We start from the raw sequence: 14,651 nt of genomic DNA, 5'->3' as shown, positions 1-14,651 counted from the left end.
GACAAAAAATAAACGATTAGTTTGCAGACCAAAAAAGAGAGTAAAAAAGTTCCCACTTTTTGACTCTCTTTTCACTTTGGTTTTCTAGTTCCTTGGATCCACAAAATCAGGATAATCAGTTATAATTCCATCTACATTCATTTTCAAGAGAAATTCTGCAGCTTCATGGCTGCGCACAGTCCAGGATTGAATCTTCATACCGTTTGCGTGTACTTGCTTGACTAATTCTTCTGTTACAATTCCGTAACTTGGATTAAAGTAATCAGCGTATGCAGCAAATTCCTTTAATGATTGTTCAGATGTGTCCGCTCTATTCGATGTAAGGACACCAATCGGTACTTTAGGCAATAGACTATTTGTTTTTTTCATGGATTCAAAATTAAATGATTGAATAATGATTTTTTCATTTTGCGGTTTATCTAAGTTTCGTTCTTTTAATTCCTGAGCTACCATTTCTTCAATTCCTGGATAAAGCTCAGGTGCCTTCAATTCTATTAAAATACCAATTTTCCCATGATAGCGGTCAAGAATTTCATCGAAAGTAGGAATCTTTTCCCCTTTAAATTGTTCCCCTTTCCAGCTGCCTGCATCAAGGCTTCTGATCTGGTCAAATGTTAGGTCTTTAACATACCCTGTACCATCTGTTGTTCTATCAACCTTTGTATCATGGATGATGACCAGTTTCCCATCCTTGCTTCTTTGAACATCAATTTCAATATAATCTGCTTTCATGTCTACTCCTTTATCAAAAGCAGCAATCGTGTTCTCAGGCGCATACCCAGATGCTCCGCGGTGGGCAACTGTTTCCACCTGACGCAACTCCCCAGTTGTTTCTGCAGCAAAAGCCTGCTGAAACGGACTAAATAATAAAGTAAAAGCAAGGCCCGTCCCCAATAACATTGTTTTTTTCATTTTTCCTCATCTCCCTTTTATATGTGTACTACATAGAAAATTGTATGAGAAAAATGTTAAGTCACTATGTTACTCTCATATAGACATTATTAATAAAATGTAAAAAAGTATAGGCACTTACTCATTCCATATTTTACAAAAAGGTCGTTCTTTTTCCTTTTGTTAAATTTAAAAAAGCAGAAACCGGAAACCGGCCCTGCTCCATTCTAGTTTAGATACGCTCTACGATTTTCATTCAGAGCAGGCATGCAGCCTTTTTCCCCTGATCCATTACTTCAATAAATATATTCTTGTTTCATAGGGTTTAAGAGTGAATTTTTTCCGTAACTTCTTATCCACACCGTCATAATTATGAAGGACAAGTTCAGAAGTAGAAAAAGATAAACTTCCCGGGATACGAAATCTGGTCGATTTTTCACTAAAATTGTTAATTACAATCGCTTTTTGATTTCCTAATCTGCGCGTGTAAACAAACAACTTCGGATGATTCGGTGCTAACAAATCGTAGGTGCCATAAACAAACACTGGATTCTCTTTTCTCAAGCGTATTAATTTTTTATAAAAAGATAGGATCGAGTCTGAGTCATTTACTTGTGCCTCGACGTTAATCTCTGTGTAATTCGGATTGACACCAAGCCAAGAATGCTCCGCTGCTGTAAATCCACCTTTATTGGTTGCATCCCATTGCATTGGTGTTCTCGCATTATCCCGTCCCTTTTCCCAAATCACTTTCATAATTTCTTCATGTGAACGTCCTTTTGCCGATTCAACATGATAGTAGTTTATCATTCCGACATCGTTGTAATCATCAATGGAAGAGAATTGGACATTTGTCATCCCAATTTCCTGACCTTGGTAAATAAATGGGGTACCCTTCATTAGAAAATATAGTGCTCCTAGCATTTTGGCACTCTCTTTCCAATACCCCATATCATTTCCCCAGCTAGAAACCCGTCGCGGCTGATCATGGTTTTCGATAAATAGGGCATTCCAGCCTCTGCCTTCCAAACCTGTCTGCCATTTGGTCAAGACCTTTTTCAACTTACGAACGTCAATTGATCCTTCTGCATCCTTATCCCATAGATCTAAAAATTCGAATTGAAATATCATATTAAAATAGCCGTTTTCTTCGCCTACCCATTGATCAGCTTCATTTAGTCCAACACCATTTGCTTCCCCAACGGTCATGATGTCATAGTTTTTTATGGTTTTTTGCGAAAATTCTGTGAGGAACTCATCAATTCCATCTACATTCATCATTTTAGGAAAACAAGGCACGTAATCTAAGTTGTCAGGGTTTGGCATGTCAGGGAATCCTGGTTCTTTTTTAATATGCGAGATGGCATCGACACGGAAGCCGTCGATCCCTTTTTCCAGCCACCAGTTCACCATATCGTATAAAGCATCCCTTACCTCAGGGTTTTCCCAATTCAAATCAGGCTGACGTGCGGAGAAGATGTGCATGAAATACTGTTCTGTTTCTTTATCATATCTCCAAGCCGGCCCACTGAAAATTGACTCCCAATTGTTCGGTGCCTTTCCATCTTTTCCATCTCTCCAAATGTACCAATCACGCTTCGGGTTGTCCTTAGAAGAACGTGACTCAATAAACCAAGGGTGTTCATCGCTCGTATGATTGATAACCAAATCCAGGATTAATTTCATCCCTCGCTGATGAACCCCATCAAGCAGCTCATCAAAATCGGCCATCGTCCCGAATTCATCCATAATATCTTGGTAATCGGAAATATCATAGCCATTGTCGTCATTCGGTGATTTGTACATGGGCGAAAGCCAAATCACATCTATTCCTAACTCTTTTAGGTAGTCTAATTTAGCCGTAACACCTTTTAAATCACCAATTCCGTCCCCATTGCTATCCATAAAACTGCGAGGATAAACTTGATAAGCGACACTTTCTTTCCACCATTTTTTGTTCACTTGTGCACCTCAGTTCTTTCAAGTAAATCTTCACTTATTTGTTCAAAAGATTGGGCAGCTTCGATTTTAAGTAATTGATGCTGATTTCAATGCTTTCAAACGGCGTACGACGGCTCATATCCTGCTCGACCACCCACCATTCAACACCGGCATCTTCACCTGTAGTTAATACTGCGTCAAGATCAACACCACCGGTTCCAAGCTCCGCGAAAAATTGTTCCGCATCGGTTGTCATGTCTTTTAAGTGAATGAGCGGTGTTCTATTTTTATACCGATTGATCCATTCCATCGGTTTTTCACCTGCTTTTGTCAACCAATAGATATCAAATTCAGCTTTTACATGGTCGTTGTTTGTATCATCAAAAATAGCTTCCAGTGCCATTCTTCCATCAGACAAGCGGGCAAGTTCAAAATCATGATTATGGTAACAAAGGGTAATTCCTTCACGCTGGCATGTTTCACCCACTTGATTTAATATTGAAATCAGCGCTTGATAATCCTGTTCGCTGCGGCGATCTGGCATTAAGTATGGGCAAACCACATATTTACTATTTAATATTTTCATTTCTTCAATAACTTGAGACAAATTGTTTTCCAACTGCTCAAGCGGGACATGGCTGGCCGCGGCCCGAAGACCAAGATCATCTAATAAGGTTTTAACTTCCTGCGCTGACAATCCACCATAACCAGCGAATTCCACACCATCAAACCCCAGCTCTGCCACTTTTTTCAGTGTGCCCACAAAATCCTTTTCGCTTTCTTCACGTAAAGTGTACATTTGAACGGCAACTGGTATGTTTTTCTGCATTACACCCACCACATTTGGGAAACCGATTCTTCGATTAAGACTGATTTCAAATTGGTTACTGCCCGATTGAAACCTTCGTTAATTGACATAATTGGATCCTCATGTTCAATGCTGACCACATAATCATAACCATAGGTACGGAGTGCACTCATCATATCAGACCATTCTTTTAGGCTATGTCCACAGCCAACTGAACGGAAAGACCATGCCCTCGTTTTCACTTCACCATAAGGCTGCATATCCGTTAATCCATACATATTCACATTTTCCTGATCAATGTATGTGTCTTTGGCATGAAAATGATGAATCGCATTTTCCTTTGCCAAAATTTTAATCGCCGCCACCGGGTCAATTCCCTGCCACCATAAGTGGCTTGGGTCTAAATTAGCGCCAATGGCATCACAGGTTTCCTCACGAAGCTTTAAGAGTGTATATGGGGTGTGAACTAAAAATCCTCCGTGAAGTTCAAGCCCTATTTTTACGTTGTGGTCCTTGGCAAATTGGCCAACTTCCTTCCAATAAGGAATCAGTTTTTCTTCCCATTGCCACTTTAACACATCGCCATATTCATTCGGCCAAGGCGTAACCGGCCAGTTTGGGTATTTAGCTCCCTCATGGTCGCCTGCTGTACCAGAAAAGCAGTTAACAACCTGGACTTCCAGCAATGAAGCAAGTTTAATTGTTTTTATGAGTGTTTCGTGCGAGTTTTTAGCAAATTCTGTTTCAGGTGAAATCGGGTTTCCGTGACAGCTGAACGCGCTGATGATCAGTCCGCGTTCCTCTACTTTTCGGATATACTGTTTCCGGGCCTCTTCACTTTCTAATAACGTGTCTAAATCACAGTGATTGTTTCCAGGATAGCATCCCGTTCCGATTTCAACTGCATGCAGTCCAGCTTCTTTGACTGTATCAAGCATTTCCTCGAATGACTTTTCAGCAAATAATACGGTAAAAACTCCTAGTTTCATAATGAATTCCCCTCTCAAGAATTGTTCTTTTTTATACAACAGACCCTTGTAGATATTAATAGAGAGATGGCGGCCATGTACGGTCCACCACCTCTAAAATTTAATGTAAAATTATCGTAGCTCACTAACCTTAACAATTTGTTTCGTTTCATTTGATTGTAGTGCTGCCAAGATCACCTCTAATGATTTCTTACCTTCCTCACCAGGGACAGGCGTCTCTTGGTTCTGAATAACAGCATCCACAAAGTGATTGATCACATGCGTGGTCCTTTGTCCACCCGCATCATTTGACTGAATTTTTCCAAGCTGATAGTTAACTACATCTCCGTTGGCATACTGAACAACAAGTGAATTGGTTGGATCGTCCTCTAAACGAAGAATCGCTTTTTCACCATAAATGATCGTCGAGTTATCTTCTTTACTGACATAAGCCCAGCTGGCGGCAAGTGTTCCGATAATCCCGCTTTCTGTTTTCAATACACAAACAGCATTGTCATCGACATCCGCAAAAGTTTTGGCACTTGTTTCAACAAAGGAGCCAACTTCGGTAATTTCTTCGCCTAGTACATACCTTAATAAGTCGGTCTTATGGACTCCTAAGTCCCCCATCGCGCCAACGAAGGCTTTATCCTTTTCAAAAAACCAGCTTTCTTTTCCATCTACACTCCATCCCTCAGGACCGCCGTGTCCGAATGCAGTGCGGAAACTATAAATTTTGCCGATTTCACCGCTTGCAATCAACTGACGTGCTCTTTGGTGTGATGGTACGAAGCGCTGATTATGCGCAATCATTAATTTTTTTCCGCTTTCTTCGGCTGCAGCAATCATCGCTTCTGCTTCCTGTTTTGAAGTGGCCATTGGTTTTTCACAAAGAACATGAAGCCCTGCATTTAAAGCAGCAATCGAGATTGGGGCATGAAGGTAGTTAGGTGTACACACGCTAACGGCATCGACCGTTCCGCTGCTTAATAATTCTTCATAGTTTGTATAGACAGCGACATCATATTGCTCTGCTACTTCTTTCACCCGGTCTCCATTGATATCACAAACTGCAACTAGCTCCACATTTTGATTGGCTAAATATTCAGGGATATGGCGATGCTGAGCAATACTGCCGCATCCGATAACTCCAACTCTTAACTTTTCCACTATTTTTGTCCCCCTTGGATTTTTTCTAATGGTTTCGCATTTCCATAAACAGGACGCTCCCTTTTAACTGGCGCTGCCCATTTTACAGCATTAATAATCACGCGTTGGATCTGTTCGTTATGGTAAGTCGGATAAGTTTCATGTCCCGGTCTAAAATAAAATACCTTTCCATTTCCACGTTTGTAGGTGATTCCGCTGCGGAAAACTTCTCCGCCTTCAAACCAGCTCGTAAAAATTAGCTCATCCGGCTGGGGAATATCAAAATGTTCCCCGTACATTTCTTCTTTTTCTAATTCAATATATTCAGAGATTCCTTCTGTTATCGGATGGCTTGGGCTCACAACCCAAAGGCGTTCTTTTTCATCCGCTTCCCGCCACTTTAAATCACAGCTGGTACCCATTAATGTTTTAAATATTTTTGAAAAATGACCTGAGTGAAGAACAATCAGTCCCATTCCATCGAGAACACGCTGTTGAACTTTTTGAACGATCTCATCTTTCACTTCTCCATGGGCTAGGTGTCCCCACCACACTAAGACATCAGTATTAGCTAATATCTCATCGGTTAAGCCATGCTCCGGTTCGTCAAGAGTAGCCGTTCCTGTTTCGATGCCTGCAGATTGAAGGAATTGGGCGATAGTACCATGGATACCTGTAGGATAAATATCCCTGACCACTGGATTTTTTTGTTCATGACGATTTTCATTCCATACTGTTACTTTCAACATGATGAACGACTCCTTTGATTGGTTACTTTATAGTTAATTTTAGAGATAGATAGAATTAATGAAACGGCTTACATTGACAGATAGGGTGGAAAATATTGAACTCCATCTAGGGTCAGCGTTTTTCCCCCTTAGTGGTAAATGAAACCATCCCATAGGTCTCTACATAAGATCAGCTTTGTAAAAATCAAAATCCTTTATGACTTCATTGGTTTCTGCTGCTTTGAATATCGTTTCAATTAATTTTGAGACACGCAGCACTTCCGTATTTTTAACAATAGGTTCCGCTTTTCCTTCAATAACGGAAATAACATTATCGTAAAAGCTTTCCATCGTTGATTCCACTTCTGGTAAATCGGAGGTACTGACAGCCGATTCTGACGGCGGAGCCATAGTTTTCGTTAACCCTTGCCCTGCCTGAATTGGTTTTGGGGCCTCAATAGCTATACCGAAGTTTTGGGTCACTATCTTCCCTTCTATGCTCCAATTCTCTATTACTGATGTTCCGGCAGTCCCTTTAACATACCATCTTGGTAATTGGATAAAATTGGTTGTCCCGACTTCAATTAAAGCTGTAGTGCCATTTTCAAAGGTGATGATTGTTTGAAAGCCATCATCCACTTCATCCCCTAGAACAAAACTTAAATTGGCGTACACACTTGCAATCTTACTATCTACCATAAAGAGCAGCTGATCCAATAAATGAACACCCCAGTCTAACAGCATTCCCCCGCCGGGTGCTTTCAGATGGCGCCAATCTCCCGGAATTCCATTAGCTCCTTGGACACGTGATTCTACATGAAAGATGTCACCGATGATATTTTCATCGTAAATTTTTTTGATCGTCAAGAAATCTTTATCCCACCGGCGATTTTGATGGACCACAAATTTGCGCTTAGTCTCTTCAGCAACTTCGATAATTTCTTCAAAATCTTTACTATAAATTGTGACGGGCTTTTCACAAATGACATGCTTGTTTGCATTTAAAGCCGCAATAGCTAATTCTTTATGGACATCGTTTGGCGTTGCAATCAGAACGAGGTCCACTTCCTTATCAGCTAAAACTGCAGCGTAACTTTCATACGCTTTATACCCATCCGCCTCGGATGCAGCACTTCTTTCTTCCAAAATATCAAAAGTTCCATACACGTTTATCGCTTGATTTTCTTTGAGTAATTTCACGTGATAGCTGCCCATACCGCCATAGCCAACAATAACTAAATTATAGGTTCTATTTGTCATTTTCTTTCTCCTTCTAGAATAGATTACTCATTACTTATTTGATTCCATCTTAAACTTTGTCTCTACAAATAAACATAGATGATATAATTAAAACATCGACTATTTTGCTATTTTATTTTTTCTGAAGGTGGGCATATGATGACAAATATATTATTCTGCGGCTATTCCTTTCACACAAATGGATATCATGCCCAACATAAATCCGGATACCCTTCGTATCTTTTTCGCCTGCAATCAGAAGGTGTCTGTGAAGTAGTGGTGAAGGGAAGAAAAATGGAACACGAGAAAGGAGACCTTCTCCTCATTAAACCAGGGGATCATTATGAACTGCTGGTTAAAGCGGGACAAAACAGCGGGGACTATCACATAGTCTGTGAAGGAGCTTGGGTGGACGAGTGGTGGAGCCGTTCCGCTAAGCCGCCTGTCTCCCGAATCGATCTTGATGAAAAACTGCTCTCCTTATGGCGTCAAATCATAAACGAAAAACGCCGTCCATCCTCGAGTCAAAACGAAGAACTCACCGGTTATTTGCTGCGAGCACTCTGTTTATATCTGGAACGAGGTGTCAACGAAACGGTTCCTACCTTCAACCACCCGTATACCGTCACACGGATGATGAGGTACATTGAAGAGCATGCCCTAACAGCATTTAAAGTGGAGGATGTGGCACGCCATGCTGGTCTTAGCGTTTCGCGTTCCGTTCATCTTTTTAAAAGCAGTGTCGGGAAAACGATGATCGAATATGCCTTAGAAATTCGTTTATCCGCTGCAGTCGAGCGAATGAAATACACATCCATGACACTTGAACAAATTGCTGAAGATTGCGGCTTCGGCAGCTATCCTTATTTTCACAGGGTATTTCATAAGAAATATGGCATGGCCCCTGGGGCGTATAGGCGTCTGGAATACTAGAATTCAAGAACAGTAAATAGTAATTGAATCAGTTAAAAGCAGACGGTATAGCGGGAATCTTTTATAGATTCTCGTTACCATCTGCATTTTGTTCATCTATTGTTATAGGAATTTGGTGACTGCATGATTGACGTTCAACCAATTTATGTGGAATGATAATGCGCTTGGTCGGTTCTGTTCTATTTTCAATTTTTTGAATTAAACTCCTGGATGCTTGATATCCTAGTTCAAAAATATTAATATCAATGGAAGTTAAGGGTGGTTTTGACATTTCTGATAAAAGGACATTATTAAAGCTAACGACAGAGATTTCTTCCGGAACCCTGATTCCCAGCTCATCTAATGTGCTCAGTACACCTAGTGCCATTAAGTCGTCAACCACTGCGAGCGAAGTGGGGCGTTGTTCAAGCGCCATTAATTCACTCACCGCTTCTTGACCTCCTTCCCGAAGGAATTCTTCATGAAGGATATATTCAGTTTTTATAGGAATGTTTGCCTTTTTTAAAGCCTGCTTATACCCATTCAAACGGTCAACTGTAACCATTAGCTCTAGACTTCCGCCAATAAAAGCTATTTTCCGATGTCCATGGTCAATTAAGTATTCAGTAGCCTCTCTCATTGCACGAACATTATCATTATCAACATGTGTAATTTCTTCTGCATCTTTAGAAGGCTTTCCAATAACAACAAAAGGAAAATCCCTTTCTCTTAAAAACGAAATGGCTTTATCCTCCACCTTGGAATTAAGAAGAATCATCCCATCTACTCGTTTTCCCTGAACCATGTGGATGACTGCTTCAAATATTTCCTCGTCTGATTTTCCAGTCGTCATATGCATGGCATATTTTTTATTATGGGCACTTTCACTGATTCCCTGTAACACCATTGAAAAAAAAGGATTCTGAAACACCACATCACCAGAGCTTGGCATGACAAGCCCGATTGTTTGGGTAGATTGAATGGCAAGGCTTCTGGCATTTTGGTTAGGATGATACCCTAGCTGCTCCATTGCTTTTTTAACTTTTCGTTTTGTCGCTTCACTGATTCGCGAATTATTGGCAATTACTCTTGAAACAGTTGATGGGGCAACATCTGCAAGCTTTGCCACATCCTTAATGGTAACAGCCATTTTCTTCTCCCCTCTCATTCGAAGTTCATTGATTCTTACTACTAATTTTAAAATAATAGAAACGATTAGTTTGCATACTCCAATATTTACGAAAACGGTTGCACAATCCACTCTTTATTATAACGGCTTTATAATCAGTTATACAGCTAAAAAATAAAGGACCTCTCGATTTCAATAACAATATATCAGAAAATTTAGATTTTATTTCTGATTTTCTATTGAATTGCGCTGAGAAATAGATATAATTAATTTTGAAAACGATTGCGCAAACGTTTGCACTATACAACAGCCTCCTTAGCATCTTCATACGATTTTTTGTGCAATTTCATGCAAACGGTTTCCTAGATTAATAGAGTACGGGAAAGGAGATTTTTTATGAAGAGAAAGCAGAAATCACTTCTGTCACTTGTTACAGTAGTTGGACTAATTCTTCAATTATTTTCTGGACTTGTGACAAGTCAAACGGCCAAAGCGGCAGAAACAGAACCAAAGCAGGTTGTACTTGTTGGCAGTCTGCAGTCAGTTTTAGGGAATTCAGGAGATTGGGATCCATCCTCTTCCAAAACGCAAATGGCTTACCAAGGAAATGGTTTGTATAGCTTTACCGGCACACTGCCGGCAGGAGCATATGAGTACAAAATCGCCATTGGAGGAAGCTGGAATGAAAATTACGGAGACGGCGGCGCGCCTGGCGGAAACAACATTAAACTAACTCTGACCGAACAAAAAGAAGTCACCTTCTATTACAATGACAATACCCATGCTATTGCTGATAGTACCCATTATACACTTTTGGCAGAAGACAAGATGCCTCGTTTAGTTGGAAGCATTCAACCTGCCATTAAGGCAGGGTCTACCTGGAGTCCGGCAGACTCAACAGCGTTAATGGAGGACACCCATTTTGACAACATCTATTCCTTTACTGCAAAGGTACCTAGAGGCAGCTACGAATACAAGATTGTATTGGGCAAGGACTGGACGGAATCCCACCCTGCTTCAAATGAGAAGCTGAATGTCCTCTCTGATACGACAATCACATTTTTCTATAACAACCAAACAAAAGAAGTTTATTCAGATTATAAACCAATTGGATTTGATGGCATGATAGATAAGAATGCTCTTTATCATGATTCATGGGACCCAGTATACCGGACGCCGTTTGGGGCAATTCCTGCAGGGAAACCCGTCACATTACGGGTATCGGCTAAAAAGGGTGACCTAACAAGAGCCAGCCTGTATGTGAAAAACTATAATACAGGCACAACAAAGGTGCTTTCAATGAAAAATGCAGGCTGGACAGACACCAAGGACAAAGGTGCCATTGAGTTCTGGGAAGCCACCTTTACACCGTCTGACAAAGGAGTTCACGGCTATAAATTCATTGCCGGGGATCAGGATACAACAGTGGAATACGGAGGAGACACACAGGATGGGCATACCGGTAAAGCGGAGGATAAAAATGCAGGTCTCTTCCAATTGACCGTTTTCGACCCGGGCTATCAAACACCGGATTGGATGAAGGAAGCTGTTGTTTATCAAATCTATCCTGATCGTTTTTATAACGGCAACAAAGCAAATGACCATGTAAAGGATCAGATTGGAGCCCGAGGCAGCCAGCCAATAGAACATCCCGACTCCTGGTCATCCTTGCCTGATAATCCATATGAACAAGGCACTGGCTCCTACACAGGGGACGGAGAATTTACAAACGACTTCTTTGGCGGCGACATTGCTGGTATTAAGGCAAAGCTTGATTACCTTCAATCACTTGGCGTCAATACCCTATATTTAAACCCAATTGCACTTGCACCGTCCAACCATAAATATGATGCAACAGACTATAAACAGGTGGATCCGATGTTTGGCTCGGAAAAAGAATTCGAGGATTTTGCCAAGGAATTGTCTAAACGGAACATGCACCTGATTTTGGACGGGGTATTTAATCATGTGGCTGATGATTCCATCTATTTTGACCGCTACCACAAATATAAAACAGTGGGTGCCTATGAATACTGGTCTCGTATTTACGATTTAATGAATGACGAAAAATTGTCTGAAACTGCAGCTAAGGATAAGGCCAAACAGCAACTCATGGCTGAAGGACAAACCTTTAGCCCATACGGATTTGAAAACTGGTTCCATATTGAAAATGTTAAAGTTCCAAATGAAAAAGTCAACGGTGTTTCGACGGGTGAGCATTATAAGTATGAAGGCTGGTGGGGATACGACAGTCTTCCTGTATTCGAATCCGTTAATGGCACAAAGGTTAACCATCCAAGTGAACTTAACAACACAGAATTGGCAAATTATATTTTTTATGACAAGGACTCAGTAGGAAAAACTTGGATTAATCGAGGTTCATCTGGCTGGCGCCTGGATGTAGCTAATGAAGTGGACAGTTCCTTCTGGCAGGAATTCCGCAAGCAAATGAAGTCCAAGACTATGATAGGAGCCGGAAAAACACTTCAAAAAGAAGAAGAGCCACTTATTCTAGGTGAAATTTGGGATGATGCATCCAAGTACTTCTTAGGGGATCAATATGACTCAGTCATGAACTATCGTTTCCGCGGAGCCATTTTGGATTACTTAAAGAACGGTAATGCCGCTAATGCACAAAGCACACTTCTCGCTATACAAGAGGACTATCCAAAGGAAGCTTTTTATGCCCTCATGAACCTGATGGGTTCCCATGATACAGCTCGGGCAATCTTCCTGTTAGGCAATGGAACGGATACGTATTTCAGAGCGGAACAAGATCCGAACTACAAATACGATGAAGGTGTGAAGCGATTGAAGCTGGCTTCTATCCTGCAAATGGGTTACCCTGGAGCACCAACCATTTATTACGGAGATGAAGCGGGTCAAACAGGATCCAAAGACCCAGATGACCGACGCACATATCCGTGGGGGAACGAAAACAAAGACCTCATTGCACACTATCAAAAGATTGGTCAAATCCGTAATGAAAATGCTGACCTATTCGCTCATGGCGATCTGCACCATTTATACGCAAAGGGTGATGTGTTAGCCTATGTCCGGACAAAAGAAACAAAATCTGGCCTTGTCATTATTAACCGAGGGAAAACCACACAAACGGTTGATATCGATACAAAAGTGCTACTCGCGAATGGTCTTCGTTTTGTGGACCAATTGGACCCTAAATATGTGACTACAACGAAGGATGGCAAGCTGTCATTAACAGTTCCAGAAGAGTCCGGAAGAATGTTAATAACGGTTAATGATGTTAAACAACCACAGCCTGTTAAAGATGTTACCGGCACAGCTGGTTCTAAGGAGGTTACTTTAAGCTGGACAGGAACAGGTACAAAATACAATGTCTATCAATCTACTGTTTCAGGTGGATTATGGACAAAAGTGAAGGAAACAACAGGTACATCTGTGAACATTTCCGATTTAAATAATGGTCGTACCTACTATTTTACTGTTACGGCCGTAAATGAAAGTGGGAATGAATCTGTACCAGCTGCCTCATCCGGCCTTGTGCCTCATTACGATGCTTCAAAGGCTAGTATTAAGGAACTGACAACTTTAGACAACGGGGAATTGAATCTGGCACAGGCCTCCAATGTTAAAGCAGCTTTTTACCTGGCAGGTGCGACTGAAACTGGTGCAGCAGAAGGAATTACGGCTGAGCTTCAAGTAAGAATGAAAGGCCAAACCGATTGGACATCTTACCAAGCCTTGTATAATGGCCAGGCTCAGGGAGACCAAGCAAATGAGTTTCAGGGAGGCTTTACAGCGTATGAGGCGGGAACATATGAATACCGAATGGCCTTTACGCCGGATTTAGGGAATACATGGGTTTACTCAATTACTGGTGAAGTGACCTTTTCACACAGCACGTCTGACACTACCCCGCCTGCTAATAATGTTACTTTGGATACTCCGATCAAGGAATCCGGTCAGGTCAACTTGAACTGGAAACTCACGCAGCCGGATCAGCCTTTTAAAACGGTCATTTACCGTGACGGCCAAATTCTTTCAACATTGGACGGCAGCGCCGCCACCTTCCGTGATTATCAGGTGGCAAATGGAACTGCCTACCAATATCAAGTGCGTGTCTATGACCAGGCTGGAAATCACGTAGAATCTAACAAGGTAAGTGTAACCCCTGAAATTGTTATGGTACAAGTAACCTTTAAGGTCCATGCACCGGATTATACAGCTCTAGCAGCGCAGGTCAATATACCAGGCAGCTTGAATGGTTGGAATACTAGCGCCTGGACTATGAGCCGTAATGGCGCTGTGACGCCTGATTGGGAATACACAGTGGAGCTTGAAGAAGGAACTGAGCTTACGTATAAATATACGAGGGATAATACTTGGGATCATGAAGGGTTAGCAGATCATACGCCATCCGATCATTCGGATGACGATATCAGTAACTACGGCTATGGTGCCCCAGGAACCGATATGAAAATTGTGGTCACCAACCAAGGGAACAACAAAATGGTTGTACAAGATACCATTCTGCGCTGGATTGATATGCCGCTGGCAGTCAGCCAAATCGATGTCAATGGATCAACTATGACTATAAAGGGGAATGCAATTAAGGGAGCTGACCTCACTATCAATGGGGAAAAAGTGACAGTCGGAAATGATATGAATTTCTCTCAATCCTTTACCCTTCAAGCAGGTCAGACACAAGTACCTGTTCACATTGAACCAAATGATACAACCAAGTCCAACATCTTTAAAGGGGACGGCGGTTCCATCAGCAAGAATACAAAGAACTATGTCATCGATGTCCTAACAAAAACGATAAGCGAGACCAAGTAAGCGGTCATCGAAAAGGTCTGCCGGGATCATGGCAGACCTTTTTTGCTGAAAGTTAAGAAAAGCGA

At 41.4% G+C, this 14,651-nt stretch carries 10 protein-coding genes; 2 read left to right on the top strand and 8 right to left on the bottom strand.

Annotated features, from left to right (window positions below; genetic code table 11):
* Window positions 1-84: 84 nt before the first annotated feature.
* The 7 genes from QNH17_RS04425 to QNH17_RS04395 form a co-directional block, all read right to left on the bottom strand.
* Window positions 85-912, bottom strand: coding sequence for a glycerophosphodiester phosphodiesterase (locus QNH17_RS04425; RefSeq protein WP_283877590.1), 828 nt, complete (start codon window positions 910-912; stop codon window positions 85-87).
* Between the two features lie 270 nt (window positions 913-1,182).
* Window positions 1,183-2,853 (bottom strand): glycoside hydrolase family 13 protein, encoded by a 1,671-nt coding sequence (locus QNH17_RS04420; RefSeq protein ID WP_283877589.1) that lies wholly within the window; start codon window positions 2,851-2,853, stop codon window positions 1,183-1,185.
* A 34-nt stretch (window positions 2,854-2,887) separates the two neighbouring features.
* Window positions 2,888-3,661: a sugar phosphate isomerase/epimerase family protein gene (locus QNH17_RS04415; protein WP_283877588.1), complete on the bottom strand. Its 774-nt coding sequence runs from the start codon at window positions 3,659-3,661 to the stop codon at window positions 2,888-2,890.
* Window positions 3,661-4,629, bottom strand: a complete 969-nt coding sequence (locus QNH17_RS04410; RefSeq protein WP_283877587.1) for a sugar phosphate isomerase/epimerase family protein — start codon at window positions 4,627-4,629, stop codon at window positions 3,661-3,663. Before QNH17_RS04410 ends, QNH17_RS04415 begins: the two co-directional genes overlap by 1 nt.
* 111 nt (window positions 4,630-4,740) lie before the next feature.
* Entirely contained in the window at window positions 4,741-5,778 is a 1,038-nt protein-coding gene (locus QNH17_RS04405) for a Gfo/Idh/MocA family protein (protein WP_283877586.1), read from the bottom strand.
* On the bottom strand, window positions 5,778-6,506 hold the full coding sequence (locus QNH17_RS04400; RefSeq protein ID WP_283877585.1) for a ThuA domain-containing protein: 729 nt from the start codon (window positions 6,504-6,506) through the stop codon (window positions 5,778-5,780). Before QNH17_RS04400 ends, QNH17_RS04405 begins: the two co-directional genes overlap by 1 nt.
* A gap of 159 nt (window positions 6,507-6,665) precedes the next feature.
* Complete coding sequence (locus QNH17_RS04395; protein WP_283877584.1) at window positions 6,666-7,745, bottom strand: Gfo/Idh/MocA family protein; 1,080 nt, start codon at window positions 7,743-7,745, stop codon at window positions 6,666-6,668.
* A gap of 135 nt (window positions 7,746-7,880) precedes the next feature.
* On the opposite strand from QNH17_RS04395, the gene QNH17_RS04390 reads away from it, so the two are divergent.
* On the top strand, window positions 7,881-8,657 hold the full coding sequence (locus QNH17_RS04390) for an AraC family transcriptional regulator (protein ID WP_283877583.1): 777 nt from the start codon (window positions 7,881-7,883) through the stop codon (window positions 8,655-8,657).
* Between the two features lie 61 nt (window positions 8,658-8,718).
* On the opposite strand, the gene QNH17_RS04385 is transcribed toward QNH17_RS04390, so the two are convergent.
* Window positions 8,719-9,786, bottom strand: a complete 1,068-nt coding sequence (locus QNH17_RS04385) for a LacI family DNA-binding transcriptional regulator (protein WP_283877582.1) — start codon at window positions 9,784-9,786, stop codon at window positions 8,719-8,721.
* A 375-nt stretch (window positions 9,787-10,161) separates the two neighbouring features.
* Between QNH17_RS04385 and QNH17_RS04380 the strand changes: the two genes are divergently transcribed.
* Window positions 10,162-14,586, top strand: a complete 4,425-nt coding sequence (locus QNH17_RS04380; RefSeq protein WP_283877581.1) for a pullulanase X25 domain-containing protein — start codon at window positions 10,162-10,164, stop codon at window positions 14,584-14,586.
* Window positions 14,587-14,651 lie beyond the last annotated feature (65 nt).

The organism is Neobacillus sp. SuZ13, assembly GCF_030123365.1.
Lineage (GTDB): Bacteria > Bacillota > Bacilli > Bacillales > Cytobacillaceae > Neobacillus.
Note: the sequence above shows the minus strand (reverse complement) of the source record. Positions and strands in the feature narration are given on the sequence as shown.

Coding starts and splice junctions, on each gene's coding strand:
- QNH17_RS04425 (WP_283877590.1), bottom strand. CDS start 912: ATGAAAAAAACAATGTTATTGGGGACGGGCCTTGCTTTTACTTTATTA.
- QNH17_RS04415 (WP_283877588.1), bottom strand. CDS start 3,661: ATGCAGAAAAACATACCAGTTGCCGTTCAAATGTACACTTTACGTGAA.
- QNH17_RS04410 (WP_283877587.1), bottom strand. CDS start 4,629: ATGAAACTAGGAGTTTTTACCGTATTATTTGCTGAAAAGTCATTCGAG.
- QNH17_RS04400 (WP_283877585.1), bottom strand. CDS start 6,506: ATGTTGAAAGTAACAGTATGGAATGAAAATCGTCATGAACAAAAAAAT.
- QNH17_RS04395 (WP_283877584.1), bottom strand. CDS start 7,745: ATGACAAATAGAACCTATAATTTAGTTATTGTTGGCTATGGCGGTATG.
- QNH17_RS04390 (WP_283877583.1), top strand. CDS start 7,881: ATGATGACAAATATATTATTCTGCGGCTATTCCTTTCACACAAATGGA.
- QNH17_RS04385 (WP_283877582.1), bottom strand. CDS start 9,786: ATGGCTGTTACCATTAAGGATGTGGCAAAGCTTGCAGATGTTGCCCCA.
- QNH17_RS04380 (WP_283877581.1), top strand. CDS start 10,162: ATGAAGAGAAAGCAGAAATCACTTCTGTCACTTGTTACAGTAGTTGGA.